Origin of the sequence: Mycobacterium deserti (assembly GCF_025345615.1) — a bacterium.
GTDB lineage: Bacteria > Actinomycetota > Actinomycetes > Mycobacteriales > Mycobacteriaceae > Mycobacterium > Mycobacterium deserti.
Genome location: NZ_JAODWD010000001.1, coordinates 118,132 through 143,451, shown reverse-complemented (window position 1 = coordinate 143,451; position 25,320 = coordinate 118,132). Strand labels below are relative to the sequence as shown.

The 25,320-nt window shown below is 67.3% G+C and carries 17 protein-coding genes; 6 read left to right on the top strand and 11 right to left on the bottom strand.

All coding sequences use genetic code 11. The annotated features are described in order from the left end of the window. Positions 1 to 831, top strand: a complete 831-nt coding sequence (locus N4S67_RS00675; RefSeq protein WP_260991018.1) for a glycine betaine ABC transporter substrate-binding protein — start codon at positions 1 to 3, stop codon at positions 829 to 831. An 8-nt stretch (positions 832 to 839) separates the two neighbouring features. On the opposite strand, the gene N4S67_RS00670 is transcribed toward N4S67_RS00675, so the two are convergent. The 3 genes from N4S67_RS00670 to N4S67_RS00660 form a co-directional block, all read right to left on the bottom strand. Then, the gene (locus N4S67_RS00670) at positions 840 to 1,670 is read right to left on the bottom strand and encodes an SDR family NAD(P)-dependent oxidoreductase (RefSeq protein WP_260991017.1); all 831 of its coding nucleotides are present in this window, start codon (positions 1,668 to 1,670) and stop codon (positions 840 to 842) included. Positions 1,671 to 1,763: 93 nt separating this feature from the next. Next, a complete protein-coding gene (locus N4S67_RS00665) occupies positions 1,764 to 5,519 on the bottom strand; it encodes a multifunctional oxoglutarate decarboxylase/oxoglutarate dehydrogenase thiamine pyrophosphate-binding subunit/dihydrolipoyllysine-residue succinyltransferase subunit (RefSeq protein ID WP_390893238.1) in 3,756 nt (1,251 codons plus the stop codon). Positions 5,520 to 5,762: 243 nt separating this feature from the next. Next, complete coding sequence (locus N4S67_RS00660; protein WP_260991015.1) at positions 5,763 to 6,509, bottom strand: hypothetical protein; 747 nt, start codon at positions 6,507 to 6,509, stop codon at positions 5,763 to 5,765. Between the two features lie 182 nt (positions 6,510 to 6,691). On the opposite strand from N4S67_RS00660, the gene N4S67_RS00655 reads away from it, so the two are divergent. Together N4S67_RS00655 and N4S67_RS00650 are read left to right on the top strand one after the other, a co-directional pair. Next, entirely contained in the window at positions 6,692 to 7,975 is a 1,284-nt protein-coding gene (locus N4S67_RS00655) for a multidrug effflux MFS transporter (protein ID WP_260991014.1), read from the top strand. A 90-nt stretch (positions 7,976 to 8,065) separates the two neighbouring features. Continuing rightward, the gene (locus N4S67_RS00650) at positions 8,066 to 10,243 is read left to right on the top strand and encodes an MFS transporter (RefSeq protein WP_260991013.1); all 2,178 of its coding nucleotides are present in this window, start codon (positions 8,066 to 8,068) and stop codon (positions 10,241 to 10,243) included. Here the strand turns inward: N4S67_RS00650 and N4S67_RS00645 are convergent. The 4 genes from N4S67_RS00645 to N4S67_RS00630 all read right to left on the bottom strand — a co-directional run bounded on the left by N4S67_RS00645 (position 10,240) and on the right by N4S67_RS00630 (position 16,660). Continuing rightward, positions 10,240 to 11,592 (bottom strand): FAD-binding oxidoreductase, encoded by a 1,353-nt coding sequence (locus N4S67_RS00645; protein WP_260991012.1) that lies wholly within the window; start codon positions 11,590 to 11,592, stop codon positions 10,240 to 10,242. The two genes, N4S67_RS00650 and N4S67_RS00645, sit on opposite strands and share 4 nt — an antisense overlap. Next, positions 11,589 to 15,017: a TM0106 family RecB-like putative nuclease gene (locus tag N4S67_RS00640; RefSeq protein WP_260991011.1), complete on the bottom strand. Its 3,429-nt coding sequence runs from the start codon at positions 15,015 to 15,017 to the stop codon at positions 11,589 to 11,591. Before N4S67_RS00640 ends, N4S67_RS00645 begins: the two co-directional genes overlap by 4 nt. A 109-nt stretch (positions 15,018 to 15,126) precedes the next feature. After that, positions 15,127 to 15,975, bottom strand: coding sequence for a mechanosensitive ion channel family protein (locus N4S67_RS00635; RefSeq protein ID WP_260991010.1), 849 nt, complete (start codon positions 15,973 to 15,975; stop codon positions 15,127 to 15,129). A gap of 118 nt (positions 15,976 to 16,093) precedes the next feature. Beyond that, positions 16,094 to 16,660: an LppP/LprE family lipoprotein gene (locus N4S67_RS00630; RefSeq protein ID WP_260991009.1), complete on the bottom strand. Its 567-nt coding sequence runs from the start codon at positions 16,658 to 16,660 to the stop codon at positions 16,094 to 16,096. Between the two features lie 87 nt (positions 16,661 to 16,747). On the opposite strand from N4S67_RS00630, the gene N4S67_RS00625 reads away from it, so the two are divergent. The 3 genes from N4S67_RS00625 (at position 16,748) to N4S67_RS00615 (ending at position 20,371) form a co-directional block, all read left to right on the top strand. Then, positions 16,748 to 18,439 (top strand): DEAD/DEAH box helicase, encoded by a 1,692-nt coding sequence (locus tag N4S67_RS00625; protein ID WP_260991008.1) that lies wholly within the window; start codon positions 16,748 to 16,750, stop codon positions 18,437 to 18,439. Then, positions 18,436 to 19,587 carry an acyltransferase family protein gene (locus N4S67_RS00620; protein WP_260991007.1) on the top strand — a complete coding sequence of 384 codons (1,152 nt, stop codon included), beginning with the start codon at positions 18,436 to 18,438 and terminating at the stop codon, positions 19,585 to 19,587. The genes N4S67_RS00625 and N4S67_RS00620 overlap by 4 nt, the downstream gene beginning before the upstream one ends. A gap of 67 nt (positions 19,588 to 19,654) precedes the next feature. Then, a complete protein-coding gene (locus N4S67_RS00615; protein ID WP_260991006.1) occupies positions 19,655 to 20,371 on the top strand; it encodes a siderophore-interacting protein in 717 nt (238 codons plus the stop codon). Here N4S67_RS00615 and N4S67_RS00610 read toward each other — a convergent pair. From N4S67_RS00610 to N4S67_RS00595, 4 genes are read right to left on the bottom strand one after another with little or no spacing between them, the layout of a single operon-like run. After that, a complete protein-coding gene (locus N4S67_RS00610; RefSeq protein WP_260991005.1) occupies positions 20,356 to 20,937 on the bottom strand; it encodes a TetR/AcrR family transcriptional regulator in 582 nt (193 codons plus the stop codon). The genes N4S67_RS00615 and N4S67_RS00610 overlap by 16 nt on opposite strands. After that, positions 20,937 to 22,178 (bottom strand): cytochrome P450, encoded by a 1,242-nt coding sequence (locus N4S67_RS00605; RefSeq protein WP_260991004.1) that lies wholly within the window; start codon positions 22,176 to 22,178, stop codon positions 20,937 to 20,939. The genes N4S67_RS00610 and N4S67_RS00605 overlap by 1 nt, the downstream gene beginning before the upstream one ends. Before the next feature lie 54 nt (positions 22,179 to 22,232). Continuing rightward, positions 22,233 to 23,594 (bottom strand): FAD-binding oxidoreductase, encoded by a 1,362-nt coding sequence (locus tag N4S67_RS00600; protein ID WP_260991003.1) that lies wholly within the window; start codon positions 23,592 to 23,594, stop codon positions 22,233 to 22,235. A gap of 20 nt (positions 23,595 to 23,614) precedes the next feature. Beyond that, the gene (locus N4S67_RS00595; RefSeq protein WP_260991002.1) at positions 23,615 to 25,258 is read right to left on the bottom strand and encodes an L-lactate permease; all 1,644 of its coding nucleotides are present in this window, start codon (positions 25,256 to 25,258) and stop codon (positions 23,615 to 23,617) included. Between the last annotated feature and the right edge of the window lie 62 nt (positions 25,259 to 25,320).

The following is a 25,320-nucleotide window of genomic DNA, read 5'->3' as shown; positions in this document are numbered from 1 at the left end:
GTGGGCCGGCTGGCGCTGGCGCTCGTCGCGCTCGTCGTGCTGGGCACCGCCGGCTGCGGCGGCGACGCCGGCCCAGAGTCGGTCGCGGTGGGCTCCGGCTCCGGCTCGACACTGATCGCCCATCTGTACGCCGCGGCGCTGCGGCACTACGGCAGCCCCGCACATGTCGAACCCGAGCAGTCGCTGATGGGCCTCGACTCCGGTGACGTCCGCGTCGTACCCGAGTTCACCGGCCGGGTGCTTGCACAACTCGTGCCCGGCGCGACCGCGCGCTCCGCCGCCCAGGTCTACCGCGAGATGGTGGCCGCACTGCCGGAAGGCGTCGCCGCGGGCGATTACACCGAGTCAGCCGAGGACAAGCCGGCGCTCGCCGTCACCGAACGGACCGCCGACGCGTGGGGTTCGCGCGACGTCACGGCTGCCGTCCGGCGTTGCGATCAGCTCAGGACCGGCGCCGTGTCCGACGCGCCGCGGGCGGGCGCGCTGGGCACCTGCAAGGTGTCAAAGGTTTTCGAATTCCCGGACGCCGCAGCGATGTTCGCTGCGCTGCGCGCGGGCCAGATCAATGCAGCATGGACGACGACCGCCGCGCCGTACATCCCGACTCAACTGCTGATGCTGTCCGACCGCACCTCGATGATCCGCGCCGAGAACGTGGTGCCGCTGTACCGACGCAACGAACTCGACGAGCGTCAGGTGCTGGCCCTCAACGAGGTGGCCGGCGTGCTGGACACCGCGGCGCTGGCGCAGATGCGAGCCGATGTGGCCGACGGCGCCGACCCCGGTCAGGTCGCCGACGCGTTCCTCGCCGAGCGCCCCCTTGGTGACTAGCGGGGGCGTCAGTGAGCGTTGGGCACCAAACGCTTGACCACGGTCAGGAACAACCGCTGATAGCCCGAGCCGGTGACGCGGACAATCAAGTCGAGGGCCTTCGCGTCGGCGCCGACGAGCACGCGGGCGCGGTTCTTGCGGACGCCGTCGAGGATGATCTTCGCGGCCTGCTCTGGCGTGGTCCGCGTCAGCTTCTTGTCGAAGGTGCGGGTCAGTGCTTCCTTATCGAATCCCTCGACGGCCGTGGCGTTCCGCATGATCGCGGTCTTTATCCCGCCGGGGTGAATCGTGGTGACCTTGACCGGATGACCGGCGGCCAGCATCTCCTGCCGCAGCGCCTCGGTGAATCCGCGCACCGCGAACTTGGCGGAGTTGTACGCCGCCTGGCCGGGCACCGAGAAGATGCCGAACAGACTCGAGACGTTGATGACGTGGCCGTCGCCCGAGGCGATCAGATGCGGCAGGAACACCTTGGTGCCGTTGACGACACCCCAGTAGTCGACGTCCATCACGCGTTCGAAGTCTTTGAACGGGGTGACCTCGACGTCACCGACGTAGGCGATGCCCGCGTTGTTGTAGACCTGGTTGACCTTGCCGAAGTGCGCGACGACCGCGTCGGCGTACAGCTCGAACGCCTCACGTTCGGTGACGTCGAGGCGGTCGGCCTTGACCGGTGCGCCGATCGCTTTGAGCCGCTCCTCCGTCTCGGCGAGGCCCTCGGTGTTGACGTCGCTGATCGCCACGCTGGCGCCGGAGCGACCCAGCTCGATGGCCAACGCCTGTCCGATGCCCGACCCGGCGCCGGTGATTACGGCGACCTTTCCGGCGAAGCCCTGCATGACTACCTCTTCTCTTGCGCCGTGGTTTCGCGTCGAGGCTAGCCGGTACCGCAGGTCCCGCCTACTAGGCCCCCCGCTTGCGAGGGGGAACCCCTACCTGGTGAAGGCCTCGTCGATGATCTCCTGCTGCTCGACCGCGTGCACCTTCGAGGAGCCGGACGACGGCGCCGACATCGCCCGCCGCGAGATGCGCCGAATGCCGGTCAGCTTCTCCGGCAGCACCTCGGGCAGGGTCAGGCCGAAGATCGGCCACGCTCCCTGGTTGGCCGGCTCCTCCTGCACCCAGCGGTATTCCTCGGCATTGGGGTACTGCTCCAAGGTCTCTTCGAGCCGGCGGCGCGGCAGTGGCGCCAACTGCTCGATGCGCACGATCGCGACGTCGTCGCGCTTCTCCTTGTTCTTGCGCGCCGCCAGCTCGTAGTAGATCTTGCCGCTGGTCAACAGCACGCGCTTGACCTTGCTCCTGTCGCCGGTGCCGTCGGTGTAGGTCGGCTCCTCGATCACCGAGCGGAACTTCATCTCGGTGAACTCGCGCAGATCGCTCACGGCGGCCTTGTTGCGCAGCATCGACTTCGGCGTGAAGACGATCAGCGGACGGTGGATCCCGTCCAGCGCGTGGCGCCGCAGCAGGTGGAAGTAGTTGGCCGGTGTCGATGGCATCGCGATGGTCATCGAGCCCTCGGCCCACAACAGCAGAAACCGTTCGATCCGGCCGGACGTGTGATCGGGGCCCTGGCCCTCGTGGCCGTGCGGGAGCAGCAGCACCACATCGGAGAGCTGACCCCACTTGGCCTCACCCGAGCTGATGAACTCGTCGATGATCGACTGTGCGCCGTTGACGAAGTCGCCGAACTGCGCCTCCCACAACACGAGTGCGTCCGGGTTGCCGACCGAGTAGCCGTACTCGAAGCCCACCGCCGCGAACTCCGACAGCGCGGAGTCGTACACCATGAACTTGCCGCCGGTGGGGTTGCCGTCGCTGTCTGCCGTCAGCAGCTCCAGCGGGGTGAACTCTCTGCCGGTCTTGCGGTCGATGACCACCGAGTGCCGCTGGGTGAACGTGCCGCGGCGGGTGTCTTGTCCGCTCAACCGCACCGTCTTGCCCTCGTTGAGCAGCGATCCCAGCGCCAGCAGCTCGGCGAACGCCCAGTCGACCTTGCCTTCGTAAGCCATCTCGCGGCGCTTCTCCAGCACCGGCTTCACGCGCGGATGCACATTGAACCCGTCTGGGAACGCCAGGTGCGCGTCGCCGATGCGCGCCAGCAGCGACTTCTCTACGGCGGTGTCCATCCCGGCCGGCACCATCTGGTCGGCCTCCACCGACGAACTCGGTTCGATCTCGTGCTTCTCGAGTTCGCGTACCTCGTTGAACACCTGCTCCAGCTGGCCCTGGTAGTCGCGCAGCGCGTCCTCGGCCTCTTTCATCGAGATATCCCCGCGCCCGATCAACGCCTCGGTATACGTCTTGCGCACACCGCGTTTGACGTCGATCGCGTCGTACATGGCCGGCTGGGTCATCGACGGGTCGTCGCCCTCGTTGTGCCCGCGCCGGCGGTAGCACAGCATGTCGATGACGACGTCCTTCTTGAACTTCTGCCGGAAGTCCACCGCCAGTCGGGCCACCCAGGCCGCCGCCTCGGGATCGTCGCCGTTCACGTGGAAGATCGGCGCGCCGATCATCTTGGCGACATCGGTGCAGTACTCCGAGGACTTGGCATCGGAAGGCGAAGTGGTGAAACCGATCTGGTTGTTGACGATGATGTGGATCGTCCCGCCGGTGCGGTAGCCGCGCAGCAGCGCCAGGTTCAGCGTCTCGGCCACCACGCCCTGGCCCGCGAATGCTGCGTCGCCGTGCAGCATCAGCGGCATAACGGTGAACCCGTCGTCGCCGTTGCCCTTGTCGAGGACGTCCTGCTTGGCACGCACGATGCCTTCCAGCACCGGGTCGACGGCTTCCAGGTGCGATGGGTTGGCCACCAGCGACACCTCGATGTCGTTGTCGCCGAACATCTGGATGTAGGTGCCGCCCGCGCCGAGGTGATACTTCACATCACCGGAGCCGTGGGCCTGCGAGGGGTTCAGATTCCCCTCGAACTCGCTGAAGATCTGCGAATAGGGCTTGCCGACGATGTTGGCCAGCACGTTGAGCCTGCCGCGGTGTGGCATGCCGATGACGACCTCGTCGAGCGCGTGCTCGGCGGCCTGGTCGATCACCGCGTCCATCGCCGGGATCAGATTCTCCGCGCCCTCCAGCGAGAAACGCTTCTGGCCAACGTATTTGGTCTGCAGGAAGGTCTCGAACGCCTCGGCGGCATTGAGCTTGGACAGAATGTACTTCTGTTCGGCGACGGTCGGCTTCTCGTGCTTGACCTCAACCCGATCCTGAATCCACTGCTGCTGTTCGGGCTCGAGGATGTGGGTGTACTCGACGCCCACGTGGCGGCAGTACGAGTCGCGCAGCAGCCCGAGGATGTCGCGCAGCTTCTTCTTCTCCGCGCCTGCGAACCCGTCGACGTTGAACTCGCGGTCGAGGTCCCACAGGGTCAGGCCGTGGCTGACGATGTCGAGATCGGGGTGGCTGCGGAACCGGGTCTTGTCCAGCCGCAGCGGGTCGATGTCGGCCATCAGGTGGCCCCGGTTCCGGTATGCCGCAATCAGTTCGATGACGCGGGCGTTCTTGTCCTCGATCTTGTCGGGGTTGTCGACGCGCCACCGGACCGGCTCGTACGGAATGCCCAGCTCGCGGAAGATCTCGTCGAAGAAATCGTCGGACAACAGGAGCTGGTGGATGGTGCGCAGGAAGTCACCGGACTCCGCACCCTGGATGATGCGGTGGTCGTACGTCGACGTCAGCGTCATCAATTTGCCGACGCCGAACTCGGCGATGCGCTCCTCGCTGGCGCCTTGGAACTCCGCCGGGTACTCCATCGCGCCGGCGCCGATGATGGCGCCCTGACCGCGCATCAGCCGCGGCACCGAGTGCACTGTGCCGATGGTTCCGGGGTTGGTCAGCGAAATCGTCACGCCGCTAAAGTCTTCGGCGGTGAGCTTGCCGTCGCGGGCGCGTCGCACGATGTCCTCGTAGGCCGCGATGAACTGGCCGAACGGCATGGTGTCGGCCTTCTTGATGGCCGCAACCACCAACTGGCGGTTCCCGTCCTTGCCCTGCAGGTCGATGGCGAGGCCCAAGTTGGTGTGCGGCGGGGTCACCGCGGCCGGCTTGCCGTCCACTTCGGAGAAGTGCCGGTTCATATTCGGGAACTTCTTGACCGCCTGCACGATCGCGTAGCCGAGCAGATGGGTGAAGGAGATCTTGCCGCCGCGGGTGCGCTTGAGGTGGTTGTTGATGACGATCCGGTTGTCGATCATCAGCTTGGCCGGAATGGCGCGCACGCTGGTGGCCGTCGGCACCTCCAGCGACGCCGACATGTTCTTGACCACCGCCGCGGCGCCACCGCGCAGCACCTGTACCTCGGAGTCCTCGGCGGGAGCGGCCGATTTCGGCTTGTCCTTCGGCTTCTCAGCGGGCTTGTCCGCCGACTTCTCGTCGGGCTTGTCCTTGGGCTTCTCGGACTTGTCTGCGGACTTGTCTGCGGACTTGTCGGGCTTGGCCGAGGACTTCGATTCGGACTTCGTCGAGACCTTGGCGGGCGCAGCGGCGCCGTTGCTCGCGGAACTCTTGGGCGGTGGGGCGGGGGCGGGTTCCGGTGGCGTCTTGGGCGCGGCTGACGATTGTCCGTTGCCGCCGCCTGCGCTCTGATCGCCGGTCGGCTCGGGGGAGTAGTCGACGAGGAACTCGTGCCAACTGGGATCGACCGACGACGGGTCCTCGCGGAACTTGCGGTACATCTCTTCGACCAACCACTCGTTCTGACCGAATGGTGACGGTGAACTCACGGCAGAAACTCGCCTCGATTCCTTCGCCTCATGCGAGCCCGGGACATCGCTCGCCAGGTTATCTGCGGGTACCCGCAATTGCGCCGCCTAAAGGCTATCGCTCCGGCATCGGCCAGACCACGACAACGTCCTTATGGCCCTTATGGCTTTTGTGATCGTTGTGGTCGTCGTTGACCGAGCCGCCTGACGTGCCCGCTAGTCGCGCGGAGGCGGCGGTAGTACGTGCAGTGCCGCCGGCCAACGCGGCGGCGGCGTGCCGAACGCCGCGTGGGCGTTGGCGACGATGCGCTTGCCCATCAGGCGGTTACCCACACCACCGACGACGGCGCCGATGCCGACCGGCAGCAGCTTGCCGAAGGCGATCGCGCCGCGCTTGAGCGTGTAGCGCTTCACGAAGTACTTCAGCAGGCGGGAGTTCAGTTGAGACACCGCGGGCAGGGGCAGCGTCGCCGCGCCGTCGGCAACCCAGGCGCCGCTGGTGCGACCCGGCCCGACCAGGTCGGCGATCGCACGCTTGCTGTCCTCGCCGACCAACACCGCGAGCACCAGAGCACGGCGACGCTCGCGATGATCGGCGGGAATCCCGTGCACCTCGGCCAGCGCCAGCACGTACACCGCCGTCGCCTCCAGGAACACCACGGTCTCGCCGGCCACGGCCGACATCGCCGCGAGCGTGCCGATTCCCGGGAACGCCGCCGCCGACCCGACCGCCGCGCCACTGGCCATCACGGCCGCGACATAGTGCTTCTCCAGCTTTGTCGCAATGTCGGCCGGCGTCGCGTTGGGGCTCTGCCTGCGCAAACGGTCGACGTACGCCTTGATCGCGGGCGCCTGCACGCGTGAGCCACGCTCGATGATCCGGGTCAGCGCCTTCGCGGCCGCGCTGGGATCCTCGCTCGTGGTAGCGGGCAGCTGCTTCTTGGCCTTCGACCGGGCACTCATCTGCGGCCTCCCTGTCAGAACGGCTGGCCTTTCAGGCTAGCCCCTGTGCAACGAACGGCGGCGTGCGGCAGTGCCCGATCCGCACGCACAGCGACGAACAGTCGCCGTGACGGCTGTCACTATCCGGGCGAATTGGGCGACATCGGGGAAGAAAAAAATGAAAAGGCGCGCTAACCATCGTCATGGCAACATCACCGGCCGTGGACCTGACGACTGCCGAATCCCTAACAGTGCAACGGGAATCGCGGGCGCCCAGCCGCACTCGGATGATCGTCGTTCTGGGCCTCATGGTGGCGCTGGGCCCCCTGACCATCGACATGTATCTGCCCGCGCTGCCGAAGATCGCCGACGAACTCGGGGTCTCCTCGTCGGTCGTGCAACTCACGCTCACCGGCACGCTGGCCGGGTTGGCGCTGGGCCAGTTGATCGTCGGCCCGCTGTCGGACTCCCTGGGCCGCCGTCGGCCGCTGATGGCGGGCATCGTCCTGCACATGCTGGCGTCGCTGCTGTGCCTTGTCGCGCCGAACATCGTCGTGCTCGGGGTGGCCCGCGGCCTGCAGGGCATGGGCGCGGCCGCGGCAATGGTGGTGGCGATCGCCGTGGTCGGTGACCTGTTCGCCGACTCGGCCGCAGCCACCGTCATGTCCCGGCTGATGCTGGTGCTCGGTGTGGCGCCCGTGCTCGCGCCCTCGCTGGGCGCGGCGGTCCTGCTGCACGCGTCCTGGCACTGGGTGTTCGCCGCACTGGTCGTGGTCGCAGGCATGCTGCTGCTCCTCGCCGCGCTCGCGCTGCCGGAGACGCTGCCGAAGGCGCACCGTCGTCCGCTCAAGGTCCGCGGCATCGCCGCCACCTACCTCGAACTGCTGCGCGACGTCCGCTTCGTGGTCCTGGTGCTCGTCGCCTCGTTGGGCATGTCCGGCCTGTTCGCCTACATCGCGGGCGCGTCGTTCGTGCTGCAGGGCCGCTACGGCCTGGGTCAGCAGGCGTTCGCGCTGGTCTTCGGCGCCGGCGCCGTTGCACTGATCGCCGCCACCCAGTTGAACGTCGTACTGCTGCGCCGGTTCGCGCCGCAGACCATCCTGATGTGGGCGTTGGCGGCCGCGACGCTGGCCGGCGGCATCTTCGTCGGCCTGTCGGTCGCCCAGGTCGGCGGCCTCCTCGGCTTCGTGCTCTCGGTTTTCGCGATCCTGGGCGCCATGGGCCTCGTCCTGCCCAATGCGCCGGCCGTGGCGTTGACGCGCCATCCCGAGGCGGCGGGCACCTCGGCCGCGCTGTTGGGCGCCGCCCAGTTCGGGCTCGGTGCCGCTGTCGCGCCGCTTGTCGGTGTGCTCGGCAACAACGAGCTCGCCCTCGCGCTGGTGATGACCGCCGGCATGGTCATCGCCCTGGTCGCGCTACTTGGTGCTGGTGTGCGGTCGACAGAAGCCGACGACGTCTCGCTGGAGGCCGTACCCGAGCCGGCGTGATCGGACGTTGCCATCGTCAACCGCGACTTGTCGCGGTAGTGCAACGTCCGTAGCGTCGGCTCAATCCTTCCGAAATGATGTCGACCCGAGATGTTCGAGAGCCTGACTTCCCGCCCCGATCGCCGCGCCGCCGCTCCCGCGGCGAACCCGTGGCATGCGCTGTGGGCGATGATGGTCGGCTTCTTCATGATCCTGGTCGACGCGACCATAGTGGCCGTCGCCAATCCCGCGCTCATGGCGGGGCTGGGCGCCGGATACGACACCGTCATCTGGGTCACCAGCGCCTATTTGCTGGCGTACGCCGTGCCGCTGCTGGTGGCGGGACGTCTCGGGGACCGATTCGGCCCCAAAAATCTCTATCTGCTCGGGTTGACGGTCTTCACCGCGGCGTCACTGTGGTGTGGGCTGGCTGACAGCATCGGCATGCTGATCGGCGCCCGTGTCGTACAGGGCGTCGGCGCGGCGCTGCTCACCCCGCAGACACTGTCCACCATCACCCGCACCTTCCCGGCCGAGCGCCGGGGCGTGGCGATGAGTGTGTGGGGAGCGACGGCCGGCGTCGCGACACTGGTCGGCCCGCTGGCGGGCGGGTTCCTGGTCGACGGACTCGGCTGGCAGTGGATCTTCTTCGTCAACGTGCCGATCGGTGTGCTCGGTGTCGCGCTCGCCGTTCGGTTGGTTCCCGCGTTGCCGACCAGCAAAAAGGGTTTCGATCTGCCGGGCGTGGTGCTGTCCGGCGTCGGCATGTTCATGGTCGTGTTCGCCCTGCAGGAAGGCCAGTCACACGACTGGGCGCCGTGGGTGTGGGGCACAACCGCCGGCGGCATCGGCTTCCTGGCAGCCTTCGTCATCTGGCAGTCGGTCAACACGAACGAACCGCTGGTACCGCTGGTCATCTTTCGCGACCGCGACTTCTCGCTGTCGGCGCTGGGCGTCGCGACCATCGGGTTCGTGGTCACGGCCATGATCGTGCCGGTCATGTTCTACGCCCAGGCGGTCTGCGGGCTCTCGCCGACACGTTCGGCGCTGCTGACCGCGCCGATGGCCATTGCGACCGGTGCGCTGGCGCCGTTTGTCGGCAGGATCGTCGACCGCTCTCATCCGCGTCCGGTGGTGGGGTTCGGGTTCGCGGTGCTCGCGGTCGCGTTGACGTGGTTGTCGGTGGAGTTGACGCCGACGACGCCGATGTGGCGGATCGTGCTGCCGTTGACCGCCACGGGTGTCGGCATGGCGTTCATCTGGTCGCCGCTGGCCGCCACGGCCACCCGTCGCCTGCCCGGTCGACTGGCCGGTGCGGGGTCGGGCGTGTACAACAGCACGCGCCAGGTCGGCTCGGTTCTGGGCAGTGCGGCGCTCGCGGCGTTCATGACATGGCGGATCAGCGCTGAGATGCCACCCGTGCTGGCCGATACGCCCGCCGGCGAAGGCGCCGTCGGCAGACTGCCCGCCTACCTTCACGATTCGTTCTCCGCAGCGATGTCGCAGACCCTGCTGCTGCCCGCGTTCTTCGCGCTGTTCGGGGTGATCGCCGCGCTGTTCCTGGTGGGCTCCTCGGACAGGGGCAGATCCGAGGCCATCGACGACGAGCTCGACGAGGGCGATTTCGATGCGCGGCGTCCGAACGCGTCCTACGACAACGACACGTTCCTCGAGGAGGTCGACGACATCGACGACGACGCGTACGTCGAGTACACGGTGCACTGGGACGAGCCAGAACCCCGCACGCGTCGTCCCGTGGTCGCCGTCGAGGACGACGCTGACACCGAGCCCCTACGCGCCCGCCACGAACAACTCGCGCACGCCCCGGGCAACGCGCGGCGCTGGGAACCGCGCCCCGCGACGCACGCGCCAACGGAATCCGAACCCGCGCCCGCGCGAAGGCCCACGCCAGCGCCGAACGCAGAACACGACCACGAGTCGTGGCGCAGCATCCTCGACCAGTTGCTCGCCGATGTGCCACCGGCCAAGCCGACGGCCGAGCCGGTCGGATTCGCGCACAACGGCTTTCACGTCGACGACGAGCACCGGATCCAGCCGGTGAGACATCCCGACCGGCTGGCCGAGCCGAGATCGTCGGAGGCCGAGACTTACAGCGCAGACATCCCGTTCGGCGCCGACGAACCAGACGGCCCCTCCCGCCATCGAGGTCGCGGGGGGCACGAGGCGCAGGAGCCGCGGCCGTTCTGGTTCCAGTCCAACGGCAGGCATTCGCGCGACGATCCTGACGCCTCGCGCTCCGGCAGGCATTCCCTGCCCTGGCGGGATTAGCCGAAAAGCACTGCGGGGTTGAGAAACCCGGTGGGATCGAAGGCGGACTTGACCGCGCGCATGGCCGCGATGTCGGCTTCGCTGCGCGACATCGCGACGTAGTCACGCTTGCGGGTGCCGACCCCGTGTTCAGAGCTGACGTTGCCGCCGGACTGTGCGATCAACTCCATCATCGCGGTGTACAGCGCGTGTTCGGCATCACCGTCGAGCGCGCACCGCACCAGGTTCAGGTGCAGGTTGCCCTCGCCGATGTGGCCGAACAACACGGGGATGGTATCAGGCGAATGCTCGGCGGCGAGGTTCGTCGCTCCGGTGGCAAATCTGCTGATGGCCGAAAGTGGCAGGGACACATCGAACTTGAGCGGTGGCCCGTAGACCCCGAGCACCTCGGCGAGGGCTTCGCGCACCTGCCAGAGACGCTGCTGGGCGACGGCGTCGACGCCGACGGCCGGCTCGCCGGTCAAGCCGGCGTCCTCGAGCGCGTCGGCCAGCCGCTCGGTCTGGTCGGAGTCTCCGGCCAGTTCGATCAGCAGCTGCCAGGCTCCGGCGACGGGCGCCCCCACCCCGACATGCTCGGCTGTCAGCGCGCTGGCCCGAGCGTCGATCAACTCCAGCGCCGCGATGCCGTCCATGTCACGGAAAATCCGGCCCGCATCGATGAGTGCGTCGAGGTCGGCGAACCCGCAGATCGCCGTCACGCGGTGGGAGGGCAGCGGGTACAGCCGCAGATCCAGTTCGGTGATCACGCCGAGCGTGCCTTCGGCGCCGACGAACAGCGACGCCAGGTCATATCCGGTGTTGTCCATCCGCACGTCGCTGTGCCTGCGGAGGACCGTGCCGTCGGGCAACGCCACGTCCAAGCCGATGACCTGTTCGCCCATGTTCCCGTAGCGCACGGTGCGCAGTCCGCCCGCGTTCGTCGAGGCCATACCGCCGACGGTGGCGGAGTCGCGCGCGGCCAGGTCGACGCCGAACAGAAGGCCGGCCGCGGCGGCGGCCCGTTGGACCTCGGCCAGGGTGGCTCCCGCGCCGACCGACACCTTCCGCTCGACGGCATCCACCTCACCTACCGCGCGCAGGCGCTCGGTGGACAGCAGCACGTCGTCGTGCTCTGGTACCGTCCCGGCGACCAACGACGTGCGTCCGCCCTGCACCGTGACGTATGCACCCGCGACGCGGCATGCGCGCAACACGGCGGCCACTTCGTCGGCCGAGCCCGGCCGCACAAGCACACTGGCGTGTCCGCGGTAGCGGCCGGTGTGGTCGACGCTGCGCCCGTGCAGCACATCGGGGTCGGTGCTGACGTAGCCGTCTCCGACGATCTCGGCCAGTCGGGCGGTCAAACTCATTTCGTGGGTGTATCACACGAGGACAGGCACAGGAACGCGCCCAACTCGATGAGGCGGTCCGGCGTGCCCGGCAGGTACTCGGTCAGCAGTGGCGATCGCACGATCACGCTGAGGTACTTGGCACGACTTACTGCCACGTTGAGGCGATTTCTGTTGAGTAGAAACGAGATTCCGCGCGGCACGTCGTCGGCCGACGACGCGGTCATCGACACGAACACCACCGGCGCCTGTCGGCCCTGGAACTTGTCGACGGTGCCCACCTCGACGCCGCCGTACCCGGCGGCATCCAGTCGTCGTCGCAGCGTCACCACCTGCGCGTTGTACGGCGTCACCACCAGGACATCCTGCTGAGCCAGCGGAGCCGTGACCCCATCGTCGGTCCACGGTGTGCCGAGCAGGCCGGTGATCTCGGCGACGATCGCATCGGCTTCCTCGGGGCTGTCGGTCGAGTTGCCGTCGTGGTCGACGGTCATCGTCCGCACGCCCGGTTCGTACCCGGCGAGGCATCGCGCGGTCGTGACCTCGAGCTCCGACTGCAGCCGGTCGTCATACGACAAGCGGGAGACCGCGGCGCACACCGCGGGATGCATGCGGTACGACCGGTCGAGGAAATAGCCGAATTCGCTCGGCAGCGTGTGCCTTCCGTCCACGATCCAGCCCAGCGCCGAACAATCCACGGGCTCAGGGTGGGTGCCCTGGCTGACCTGCGGCAGCTGCTGCGGATCGCCGAGCAGCATCACGTTGCGGGCCGACGGCGCCACCGCGATGGTGTTGGCCAGGCTGTACTGGCCCGCCTCCTCGACGACGAGCAGATCGAGGGTGAGCCGCGGAATCTTGTTGGCGTTGGCGAAGTCCCATCCGGTGCCGCCGACGACGCAGCCGACTCCGTCGGAGGCGTGGTCGGCGAGGTAGCCGGCGAATTCGGGATTGGTCAGCTCGGTCCAACCGTGGTTGACGGTGTTCAGCTTCTTGGCCACGTGGGTGCCGTCGACTCCTGCCTTGAGCACATCGCAGAACAGGTTCTCCACCACCGCGTGCGACTGCGCCACCACGCCGATGCGCCATGCTTGCTCTTTCACAAGTCGCGCAATGACTCTCGCGGAAGTGAACGTCTTACCGGTGCCCGGCGGTCCGTGCACCGCGAGGTACGACGAGTCCAGATCGAGCAGCGTCGCAGCGATGTCGTCAGCGATCACGCCGCTGCGGGGGAGGGGCCCGCCGCTGACCGTCCGCGGCGGGCGGCGCAGGAGAATGTCGGTCACGGCGTCGCGCGGCAAGGACGGCAGGCCGGCGGCGACGTTGGCCGCGGTCGCCGCGATCGACTCCTGCAGAGGTTTGGTGTTGATCGGTGCGCCCGGTGTCAGCGCGAACGGCGTCTGCTCGAACACGTCGCCGTCCTTGGGTTGCTTTTCTACGATGACGACTTCGGTGGGCACCTCCGGGTCGTTGCAGTCGGTCACGGTGACGGTGCCGAAGCCGCGGCGGTCGGGGTCGTCGGCCAGACCTGCCGGCGCGGGCGGGTCGTACAGCGCGAACATGTCCTTGCACAGTTCGCCGTTGGCGAGTTCGCCGAACAGGCGCACATGCCGCTGCGGCTTACGGGCTTTCGGCGGTTGGTGCCAGTCGTTGACGATCACGGCCTTCTCGGCGATGAACACGTCGCTGCTGTCGGCCCACTCGTCGACCGGATTGTTCACGCGGTCGAAATGGCTCCACCAGAACGGCTTGTCCTCGCGCCGGTGAAAGCCGCGCGCCGCAGCGACCATCGCGACGGCGGTCTGTTCGGCGGTGCGCGGTTCCACGCCGTCACCGGCGAATTTCAGCAGCGCCCGTTCGAGGTCGTCGCCGAGCTCGATGACCTCGTCGTCGCGGACCCGCAGCGGGCCGCGCGGCGGCACACCGGATTCGATGGCGCGGGCCATCAGCCAGTCGCGCAGCCGACGGGTCGAGCGGCAGTCGTAGACGTTGTACTCCTCGATCTCCTTCAGCACGGCCGCTGCCTCGTCGGTCCGCCCCTCGTCGCGGAGGCTGCAGTAGCGTGCGTACTGCGTGATGGAGTCTGCGGCGGTCGTCACCTCGCCGCTGCGCAACTCGTTGCCCATGTACAGCGGTTCGAGCGACTTGATGCTGTAGCTTTCGGCGCCGACACGAATGCTCTTGCGCAGCAACGGATACAGGTCAACGAGCACGCCGTTGCGCAGCAGGTCGTCGATATCGTTCTCGCCGACTCCGTAACGTCCGGCCAGCCGCAGGAGCGTGCTCTTCTCGTAGGCGGCGTAGTGGTAGATGTGCATGCCGGGGTACCGCCGCAGGCGCTTGCGCACCATCGCCAGGAAGTCGACCAGGGCTTGGCGCTCGCTGGTGCGGTCGTGCGCCCAGAAGGGGTGGAAATCCCCGTCGACGGTCAGCACGCCCCACAGGTATTCGAGTCCCCATTCGCGGCCGTCGACGGTCCACAAGGGATCGCCCTCGAAGTCGAAGAACAGATCACCCTTGTTCGCGTCGGGCAGCACCATCAACGGCTGCGCGTCGACCACCTCGTAAGGCGGCTTGCCGTCGGTACTCGGTGTGACCTGCAGCCGGGCCTGCGACGTCAGCGTCGTCACCGTCCGCGCCGCCAACTCAGGCACCGGTCCCGAGTGCCGGGCCAGCTCGGCGACGGTGGTGATCCCCGCATTGATCAGGCGGGCACGCTGGCTGACCCGCATGCCCGCCACCAGCAGCAAGTCGTCGTGGGCGCGGACCTGTATCTCGCATTCGGGACACCGGAAACACGCGCGCACGTCCTCGTCGGCCCAGTCGACCGGGGCGTCGGCCGCGAAGTGGTTGTCGAGCAGCTGCTGCAGCGCGTCGCGTCGCGGCCGGTATACGGGTAGCAGTTCGTCGACGCGGTACGCGGCGGTTGCTCCGTCGCCGAGCACCAGCTCGACTTCGTCGGCCACCGGCACGCCCGCCTCCGCGAGTGTCTCGGCGTATGCGGCGAGTTGCAGCAGCGCCTCGACCTTCACCGAACGGGCGAGTTTCGTGTCCCGCAAGCGGTACCGGTCGCCCTCCAGCACGAGGAAGTCGGCGAACCCGGCGAACCGGCCGTCGAACATCGCGGCCTGGTAGATGACCGACACGCGGCGCTCGACGGCCCTGCGGGTCTGCTCCGCCGCGGCGGTCAGCCCGTCAACCGTGTACGGCGGTCTGCCGATGATCGCGACGTCGGCGCGCTCGCGTAGCTCGTCGAGGTGACGCTGCTCGTGCGCATGGCCGAGGTCGGCCGTCCTCGCGAGCAGTTCGTCTTCGACCGTGACCCTAGGGCCGCGGCCCAGCTTCGCGTCGAATGAGCGCAGCAGCGCGTACTCGCAGCGGGCGGCGGCTGCGAGGTCGGAGGCGCTGTAGACGACTCGGGCCTGCGCTCCAACGGAGGCGACGAACACGATGCCACTGTATGTGACGTCGCCGACACCCCACGCGCGCCGAAATGGAATTCCCGGCGGTCAAAACGCTTCCTTGACAGCCGGGAATTCCATTTCGCGACACGCGGACTCAGGTCAGCGGGCCACCCTGCGGAGGCGACTGCGGCGGATAGGGCGCCGTCGCGGACGGGGTCTGCTGCACCGGCGGGTAGGGTCCGGAGCCCGGCCCGTATCCAGCGGTGGGCACCTGTCCGGCGGGCGGTCCATCGGCGGTGGGCTGGTACGCGGTCGGCACGTCGCCGGTGTTGGCCGACATCTGCTCGCGCATGTTGCGGCCTTCGCGCTCAGCGCGGGACAGGTAGTCCTCCCAGCGCTGCTGCATCGGCTTGATCAAGCCGCCGCCGACCCCGACGATGAGGATGCCGCCGACCGTGCCGAGAATCGCGATCAGCACCGGCAGCGTGACCGTCAACGCGATACCCACCTGGTTGAGCGCGGCAATGACACCGAGACCGAGAATGGCGATGCTCGCGATGTTGGCCAGCACCCGTCCGTACGACAGACCGCTGAGCGCGTTGGAGACGATGTCGCGCACCGCGGCCGCGATGGCCGCCGCGACCACGACGATGATGATCGCCACGAAGAGCTTCGGCAAGAACGCGATGACACCCGAGAGCAACGTGCTGACCGGATTGGGCCCGAACACGCCGAACGCCAGTTGCAGGACGAACAACAGCAATGCGTAGTACACGATCTTGCTGACGATGTCCGAGGCGTCATACCGACTGTTCTGCAGCGCCTTGCGGATGCCGCCGCGCTCGACCGCCCGGTCGAAACCGACCCGCTCGAGCACCTTGTCGATGGCCTTGGCGATGAGTTTGGCCAAGATCCAGCCGATGATCAAGATCAGAACGAACACAAGCACTTTCGGGGCCAATACGGCGACTGTTCGCCACATGTCCCGCAAGGCGTCTTCCACGATTGCCCTCCTCCAGTAACCGGTCACGACTTTTATTGACGCGAGCGACATACCCGGGGAGGGCCGGGGTAAACGAAGCCGTACTAGTTGCTTTGCCTCTTCGTGCGCCGGAAACGGGTCAGTTGGGTGTGTTGCCGATCAGTTCGACACCGTTGCCGTTCCAGCGGAACTTCACGACGCTGTCGAGCCCTGGCACTCCGTTGGAGTAGCGCAACGCGACGGTGTCTCCGGTGCTCGAGGAGTCGTCGATGCCGTTGAAGCCGAAGGTGTCGGGCACGCCGCTGGGAATGAATTTGCCGAGGTGGAACATCACTGCGCGGGTGTTCGGATTCTGCGCGTTGGTGTTGGCCTTGACGATCACCACCGACAGTTGAGCGCACTCGTTGTAATTGCCCGCCAGCGGTTCGGGGTTCCATCCCTGGTTGCTACGCGGGTCGCGGGGCAACCCGGCGACGGCCTCGGCGATCGCAGGCGCGGCCAGATCGACCTCGCATGGATCGGCCTCGGCGCTGGCGGTGGCCGCCGGGCCCGACGGAATCACCGGAGACGGCGAGGCGGCGGCCGGGACTGAGGTGGCAACGGGCGGCCCGGGTGTCTTCGAGACGGTCGAATCGCTCGATCCGCAGCCGGCGGCCAAGATCGCGATGCTGCCGACACAGCTGCCAATCACCACCGCCCGCTTCACAACTGCGCACCGTACCGAAAGTGCGACCGGTGGCCGGTCAAGCCGTACGGCGGGTCGGCCGATGACACGCACTAGACTCAACCAGCGATGACAACCTCCGAGTCCGACTCGACAACCGCCGAGCTGACCTTTGCTGACCTGCAGATCCACCCGTCGGTGCTGCAGGCCGTCAACGAGGTCGGCTACGAATCGCCGTCGGCCATCCAGGCCGCGACGATCCCGGCGATGCTCGCCGGCTCCGATGTCGTCGGGCTGGCGCAGACCGGCACCGGCAAGACCGCAGCCTTCGCCATTCCGATTCTGTCGAAGATCGACACCACCAGCCGCACCACCCAGGCGCTGGTGCTGGCTCCAACGCGCGAACTCGCGCTGCAGGTTGCCGAGGCGTTCAGCCGCTACGGCGCCCACTTGCGCGTCAACGTCCTGCCCATCTATGGCGGGTCCCCCTATGGGCCGCAGCTCGCGGGGCTCAAGCGCGGGGCGCACGTGGTGGTCGGTACCCCCGGACGGGTGATCGACCACCTGGAGAAGGGCACCCTGGACGTCTCGCACCTGGACTACATCGTGCTCGACGAAGCCGACGAGATGCTGCAGATGGGCTTCGCCGAGGACGTCGAGCGCATCCTCTCCGACACCCCCGAATACAAGCAGGTCGCGTTGTTCTCGGCGACCATGCCGCCGGCCATCCGGAAGATCACCAAGAAATACCTGCACGACCCGGTCGAAGTGACCGTCAAATCCAAGACGCAAACGGCCGAGAACATCACGCAGCGCTACATCCAGGTTTCGCACCAGCGGAAGATGGACGCGCTGACCCGGCTGCTCGAGGTCGAGCAGGGCGACGCGATGATCGTGTTCGTCCGCACCAAGCAGGCCACCGAAGAAGTGGCCGAAAAGCTGCGTGCGCGAGGGTTTTCCGCGGCGGCCATCAACGGCGACATCCCGCAGGCGGTCCGCGAGCGCACGATCAACTCGCTCAAGGACGGCAGCCTCGACATCCTGGTCGCGACCGATGTCGCAGCGCGCGGCCTTGACGTCGAGCGCATTTCGCACGTCCTGAACTACGACATTCCGCACGACCCGGAGTCCTACGTGCATCGCATCGGGCGCACGGGGCGGGCGGGCCGATCGGGTACCGCGCTGCTTTTCGTGACGCCGCGCGAGCGTCACCTGCTTAATTCGATCGAGCGGGTGACCAGACAGAAGCTCGTCGAATCTCAATTGCCCTCGGTGGACGACGTCAACGAAAAACGCGTCGCGAAGTTCCTCGACTCCATCACCGAGGCACTCGGCGCGCCGGGAATCGACGTGTTCCGCAAGCTGATCGAGGGTTACGAGCGCGATAACGACGTGCCGATGGCCGACATCGCCGCCGCGCTGGCACTGCAGAGCCGCGACGGCGAAGAGTTCCTCATGACCGAGCCGCCGCCGGAGAAGCGCCGCGAACGACCCGACCGCCCGACGCGCGATGACGGCCCGCGCAAGCCGCGCGAACGGCGGGGCGATTTCGCCACCTACCGCATCGCGGTCGGCAAGCGGCACAAGGTGATGCCCGGCGCGATCGTCGGCGCCATCGCCAACGAGGGCGGGTTGCACCGCAGCGACTTCGGCCACATCACTATCCGGCCCGACCACTCGCTGGTCGAACTGCCCGCGACGCTGTCCAAGCAGACATTGAAAGCCCTCGAGAAGACCCGGATCCAGGGCAACCTGATCAATCTCCAGCCGGATCACGGGCCGAAGCGGTCACAAGGTAAGCCAAAGCGGAAGCACGAATGACCACGCCGAAAGGCGTGAAGGATCTGGACGCGCAGGGCGGGCTCGAGTCGGTCAGCAAGGCCGAGCGCGTCGCGTCACTCACCGGAATTCGCGCTGTCGCAGCGCTTCTGGTGATGCTCACGCACGCCGCTTACACCACCGGCAAATACACCCACGGCTATGTCGGGCTGGTGTATTCGCGCGCGGAGATCGGTGTCCCGATCTTCTTCGTGCTCTCGGGATTTCTGCTCTTCGGCCCGTGGGTCAGAGCCGCCGCGACGAGTCGACCGCCGCCGTCGGTGCGTCGTTACGCCTGGCATCGCCTGCGGCGCATCATGCCCGCCTACGCGGTGACCGTCGTCGCGGCGTACCTGCTGTACCACTTTCGCACTGCGGGACCGAACCCCGGCCACACCTGGGAAGGGTTGTTCCGCAACCTGACCCTCACCCAGATCTATACCGACAACTACCTGTATTCGTTTCTGCACCAAGGCCTCACGCAGATGTGGAGCCTGGCGGTCGAAGCGGCGTACTACGTAGCGCTGCCACTGCTGGCCTACCTGCTGCTGGTGCTGCTGTGCCGTCGGCAGTGGCGGCCGGGGCTGTTGTTGACCGGCCTCGGCCTGCTGGCGCTGGTCACGCCCGCGTGGTTGGTGTTGGTGCACACCACCGATTTCCTGCCCGATGCGGCGCGGCTGTGGCTGCCGACCTATCTGGCATGGTTCGTCGGCGGCATGCTGCTGGCCGTGCTGCAGCCGATGCGGGCGCGGGCCTACGCGCTGGTGTGTGTTCCGTTGGCAGTGGTGTCGTACTTCATCGTCTCGACGCCGATCGCAGGCGCGCCCACCACCTCACCCAACGAGATGTGGGAGGCGTTGACGAAGGCGCTCTTCTACGCGGTGATCGCCACCCTGGTGGTCGCGCCGCTCGCGCTGGGGGATCGCGGGATGTACTCCAGGTTCCTGGCGAGCCGGCCGATGGTGTTCCTTGGCGAGATCTCCTACGAGATCTTCCTGATCCATCTGGTGACGATGGAACTGGTGATGGTCGAGATCCTCCGGTACCCGATCTACACCGGTTCGATGGTGAACCTGTTCGCCGTCACGTTCGTCGTGACGGTGCCCCTGGCGTGGCTTTTGCACCGGTTCACGCGCGTCCGCTCCGAATGACGAACCCCGCAGCCTCCGAGGGGCTTAGGTTACGCTCCCCTAAGTAAGTCGACACGAAGGGCGAGGTATGCCGGACCACAAGCCGTCGCGCGGATTCCAGGGGGCGGTGCTCAAGCTGCTGCGAGCGGGCGACTACCAGTTGACCGTGACCGGCAGCCGGCAGATCAGTCCGCACTATCTGCGCCTGAGCTTCGAGGCGGGCGGCCTGCTCAACGACCGGCCGCTGCATCCGACGATGTGGATCCGGATGTGGTTCGCCGACGGCGACAAGCTGCACCAGCGCGGCTACACCCTGGTCGACCCGGACCCGCAGGCCGGAACCGTCGACATCGAATTCGCACTGCACCAGGGGGTCGCCTCCAACTGGGCGCGCAACGCCAAGCCCGGCGACACCATCGAGGTGACGGTTCTCGGCAGCAACTTTTCGCTGCCCGAACCGCCACCGGGCGGATACGTCATCGTCGGCGACACCGCGTCGCTGCCTGCCATCAACTCGCTGCTGTCCGCGATCGGCGGCGCGCCCGCCCGGGTGTTCCTCGAGGCCGGGCACGACGACGACAAACAACTGCCGGTGGCGCGCAGCACCGACGTGGTGTGGGTCGACCGCAAGAACGGCGGCGAGGCGCTGGTGGAGACGGTCCGCGCGTCGGCATTCGACGCCTCCGACCACTTCGGCTGGGTGGCGTGCGACAACCGCACCACGCGAGCGGTGTCCAAGGTGTTCCGCGAGGACTACAGGATCTCGAAGAAGGCGATCAAGGCTCAGGCCTACTGGGTGGCCTGACGGCTGGGTAGCACGATCGGCACGACGAACTCCTCGAGCATCGAGCGCTCGTCGGCCTCGTTGTGTCCGGGGAACAGCATCAGCGAGGTCATCACCCGCACCAGCCACCGCGCGCGGTGCGCCACCAGTTCGGCTTCGTCGGGTCCCAGCGAGATGACGAACGCTTCGGTGAGCGCCTTGATCACCTCGGACTCCTCGGCCATCTCCGCACCGATCGGACGCTGCGTGGTCGCGAACCATGAGGCCAGCGCCGGACTTTCGCGGACGTTGCGCAGCGAAGCGAGCATGCCCTCGATGAGCCGTTCGCGCGGATCGGTCAGCGATGCGACGTGGTCGGTCATCTCGCGGTACAACCGGTAACTCTCGCGATGCACGTACGCGGTGTACAGCGCATCGCGATTTTCGAAATACCGGTACAGCGTCGCACGCGAACAGCCTGCCGCCGAGGCGATTTCATGCATGCCGACGGTAGCGGCCTCCTGCTTGGCAAACAGCTCACCCGCTGCGTCCAGGATGCGGTCCGCCGCCACCTCGGTGCGTCGCTGGGCCAGCCAGTCGCCGGCCATCAGGCTTTCACCGTGAACGGCACCGACAGCGGACGTCGGACGTAACTGCCGCCGGCCCAGATGATTTCGTCCTCGTCGACGTCGAAGTCCGGGATTCGCGTCAGCAACTCGGTGAGCGCGACCCGGGACTGCATCCGCGCGGCCGCTGCTCCGAGGCAGTGGTGCGCACCGTGGCTGAACGTCAATATGTTGCGCGGCTTGCGTGTCACGTCGAGTTCGGCGGCGTCGTCGCCGAAGTGGCGCTCGTCGCGGTTGGCCGACCCGTAGAGGAACAGCACCCGCCTGCCCTGCGGAATGGTGGTGTCGGCAACCTTCACGTCGCGGGTGACGGTGCGTCCCAGTCCCTGAACCGGGGAGGTGAGCCTCAGGAACTCGTCGACGGAACCCGGTATCAAGTCCAGGTTTTCGGCCAGCAGCCGGCGCTGGTCGGGCCGTTGGTGCAGCAACTGCACCGAGCCGCCGAGCATTCCGGTGGTGGTGTCGTTGCCGCCGGTGACCATGGTGAACGTGAACGCGAGGATCGACAGCACCCCCGCGATGTCGCCGTCGGCGCCGACGCCCGCGGCGACCAGGTGCGAGACCGTGTCGTCCTCCGGCTCGACGCGGCGGCGTTCGATCAGTGCCGTGAAATACGCCATCATCTCGCCGAGCTTGTCGCCCAACGTGTCCAGCGCTCCGCCGATACCGCCCTCGGTGGTGTTGGCAGCCACGATCGCGTCGGTCCAGCTGTCGAACTTGCCACGGTCGGCCTCGGGCACGCCGAGGTAGTGCGCGACGACCATGGACGGCAGCGGCTTGAACAACTCGGCGACGATGTCGCCGCCCCCGTTGTTGCGAATCCGCTCGATCCGCTCGACGACGTACTCGCGGACCTTGGGCTCGACGGCCTCGACCTGGCGCGGTGTGAATCCGCGCGAGACCAGCTTGCGGAATTCGGTGTGGACGGGCGGGTCCTGCATGACCATCGGCGGGTTGTCGGCCAGGCCGATCAATTCCAGTTCGCCGTAGTTGACCGTCAGCCCCTGCGCCGACGAGAACGTCTCGTGGTCGCGCGCGGCGGCCCAGATGTCGGCGTGACGGCTCATCACGTAGTAGTCGTGGTCCGGCTTGTCGTCGGGCACCACATGGTGCACCGGGTCGTGGTCCCGCAGGGCCCGGTACATGTCGAACGGGTTGGCCCACGAGTCGGCGTCGGCGAGCTGGAAACGGGCCGGCGAGCTGTGAGACAGAGTGGCTGTCATGTCTCATTGGTACGACACAACCCGGGAACGTGTCAATAGCCAATCTTGCTCGCGCTAAATTGCCGCGCCCGGGTTGAGGATGCCGTCGGGGTCCAGCGCGTGCTTGATCCGGCGGTTGAGTTCCATCGCTTCCGGACCGATCTGGCCTTCCAGCCAGGGCCGTTTCATGCGGCCGACGCCGTGTTCGCCGGTAATGGTCCCGCCGAGGCTCACCGCCAGGTCCATGATCTCGCCGAACGCCAGATGCGCCCGCTGCGTCATGTCCGGGTCGGCGGGATCGAAGACGATCAGCGGGTGGGTGTTGCCGTCGCCGGCGTGGGCGATCACCGAGATCATCAGGTCGTGGTTCGCGGCGATCTTTCCGACGCCGCCGACCAGGTCGGCCAACGCGGGCAGCGGTACTCCGACGTCCTCGAGCAGCAGCGAGCCCTTCATCTCCACGGCGGGTATGCAGAATCGCCGTGCCGCGACGAATGCCTCGCCCTCGTCCGGGTCAGCTGTCGAGAAGACTTCCTTGGCGCCGTGTTCGGTGAACACCTCGGCCATGAACTCGGCGTCCTCGACGCCATTCTGTCCGCGGTCGTCGGTGGCCGCGACCATCATCGCGGCCGCGTCGCGGTCCAGACCCATCCGCAGTTTGTCCTCGACGGCGTTGATCGACGCCGAGTCCATGAACTCCAGCATCGACGGCCGCATCCTGCCGGTGATCGCGACGACGGACTGCGCGGCCGCCTCCACCGAGTCGAAGGTGGCCACGACCGTGCTCGCGACCTTCTGCGGCGGCAAAAGGCGCAGCGTCACTTCGGTGATCACGCCGAGCGTGCCCTCGCTACCGACGAACAGCTTGGTCAGAGACAGCCCCGCGACGTCCTTGAGTCGCGGACCGCCGAGGCGCACCGCAGTGCCATCGGCCAGCACCACCTGCATGCCCAGCACGTAGTCGGTGGTGACGCCGTACTTCACGCAGCACAGACCACCTGCGTTGGTGGCGATGTTGCCGCCGATGCTGCAGATCTCGTACGACGACGGGTCCGGCGGATACCAGAGCCCGTGCTCGGCGACGGCCTTCTTCACCTCGGCGTTGAGCAGCCCGGGCTGAGTCACCGCGGTGCGGGTGACCGGGTCGACGGTGATCTGGCGCATCTTCTCGGTGGTCAGCACGATCGCACCGTCCAAAGCCGTGGCACCGCCGGATAATCCGGTTCCCATGCCACGTGGCACCACCGCGATCCTGTTCGCGGTGGCCCAGCGCAGTGTGGCCTGCACGTCCTCGGTGGTCTGCGGGCGCACGACGGCCAGCGGCGTGCCCGCGCCCGGATCGAAGGCGCGGTCCTGGCGGTAGGACGCCACGATGTCGGGGTCGGTGACGACGGCGCCCTCGGGGAGGTCGGCGATCAGACGTTCGAGAGCGCTCACGGTGTCGATGCTACGAGCACTCACGACGGCACCATCCAGGACAGCACCGGTGAGGCCTGCAGACCCGACAGTGCGCACAGGAAGACCAGGAAGATCAGGCTCCAGACGATCACGCGGCGGAAGATGTCACCCTCCTTGCCGTCCATGCCGACGGCCGCGGCCGCGATCGCCAAATTCTGCGGCGAGATCATCTTGCCCAGCACGCCGCCCGAGCTGTTGCTGGCCGCCATCAGCACGTCCGACAGCCCGGCCTGGTTCGCCGCGGTGACCTGAAGCGCGCCGAACAAAGAGTTCGCCGAGGTATCCGAGCCGGTGACCGCCACGCCGAGCCAGCCGAGGATCGGGGACAGCAACGCGAACGCGCCGCCCGCCGCGGCCATCCAGGTGCCCAACGTGATCGTCTGTCCCGACAGGTTCATCACGAACGCCAGCGCCAGCACCGTCATCACCGTGAGGATCGCCCACCGCAGCTGGTGCAGTGTCGTGCCGTACGCCTTCACCGCGCGCGGCACCGACACCTTCAGCGCGATCATCGTGATGATGCCCGCCAGCAGCATCTGGGTGCCCGGCGTGGTGAGCAGGTTGAGCGTGAACTCGGTGAGCGACACCGGTTTTCCGCTCGGGCTCACGATGTCGAGCCCCGGCCAGGCGGATTTGACCGTCGCCTTGTCGAGTAGCTCCTTGACCGCCGTGATCTGACAGACGACGAAGACGGCGATGATGATCGCGTAGGGCGCGTACGCCTTGACGATGTCGGCGCGGGAGTCGTGATGCTCGACGCGCTCGGCGGATTCGGGACTCGGGGTGTCTTCCGCCCCGCCTGCGACGACCGCGGGTTCGCTGTACGCATGGCTGGGACGCCACGTGCGGACCAGCAGGACCACCGCGGCCGCTGACAGCAGCGCGGCGACGACGTCGGCCAGCGGTACCGAGATGAAGTTCGACGTGGCGTACTGGCCGAGCCCGAACACGACCCCGCACACGACGGCTGCGGGCCACGTCTCGCGCACGCCGCGCCAGCCGTCGACGATCCCGACGAGCACGAGCGGGACGAAGATCGCCAGGATCGGTGTCTGCCGGCCGACCATCGCACCGAGCGTGTCGACCGGCAGTTCGGTCACCTTGCCGAGCGTGATGATGGGCGTCGCCATCGCCCCGAATGCCACCGGCGCGGTGTTGGCAGTCAGTGCGAGGACCGCGGCCTTCATCGGCTTGAAGCCCAGCGCCATCAGCATCACCGAGGTCACCGCCACCGGCGTGCCGAAACCGGCTAGCGCCTCCAGCAGCGCGCCGAACGAGAACGCGATCAGGACCGCCTGGATGCGTTGGTCGTCGCTGACGCTGGCGAACGAGCGCCGCAGCACGTCGAAGTGCCCGGTCTCGACCGTCAACTGGTACACCCAGATCGCGTTGATCACGATCCACAAAATCGGGAAGAACCCGAAGGCCGCACCTTCGGTGCCCGCCAGCAGCGCCTGACCGACGGGCATCCCGTACACCAGAACGGCGAGGACGAGCGAAACAGCCAGGGATATCAGCGACGCCACCCATGCGGTCACCCGCATGACGCCGAGGAGAATGAACAGGAGTAACAGGGGGATCGCCGCGACGAGCGAACTCCAGGCGAGAGAATCAGCAACCGGATCGAGAACTTGTTGATACACGAGCGACCTCGATGTCGTCTGGTGGTTGGTGTGTCGGTGTACCCGCTTCGCGGAGATTTTAT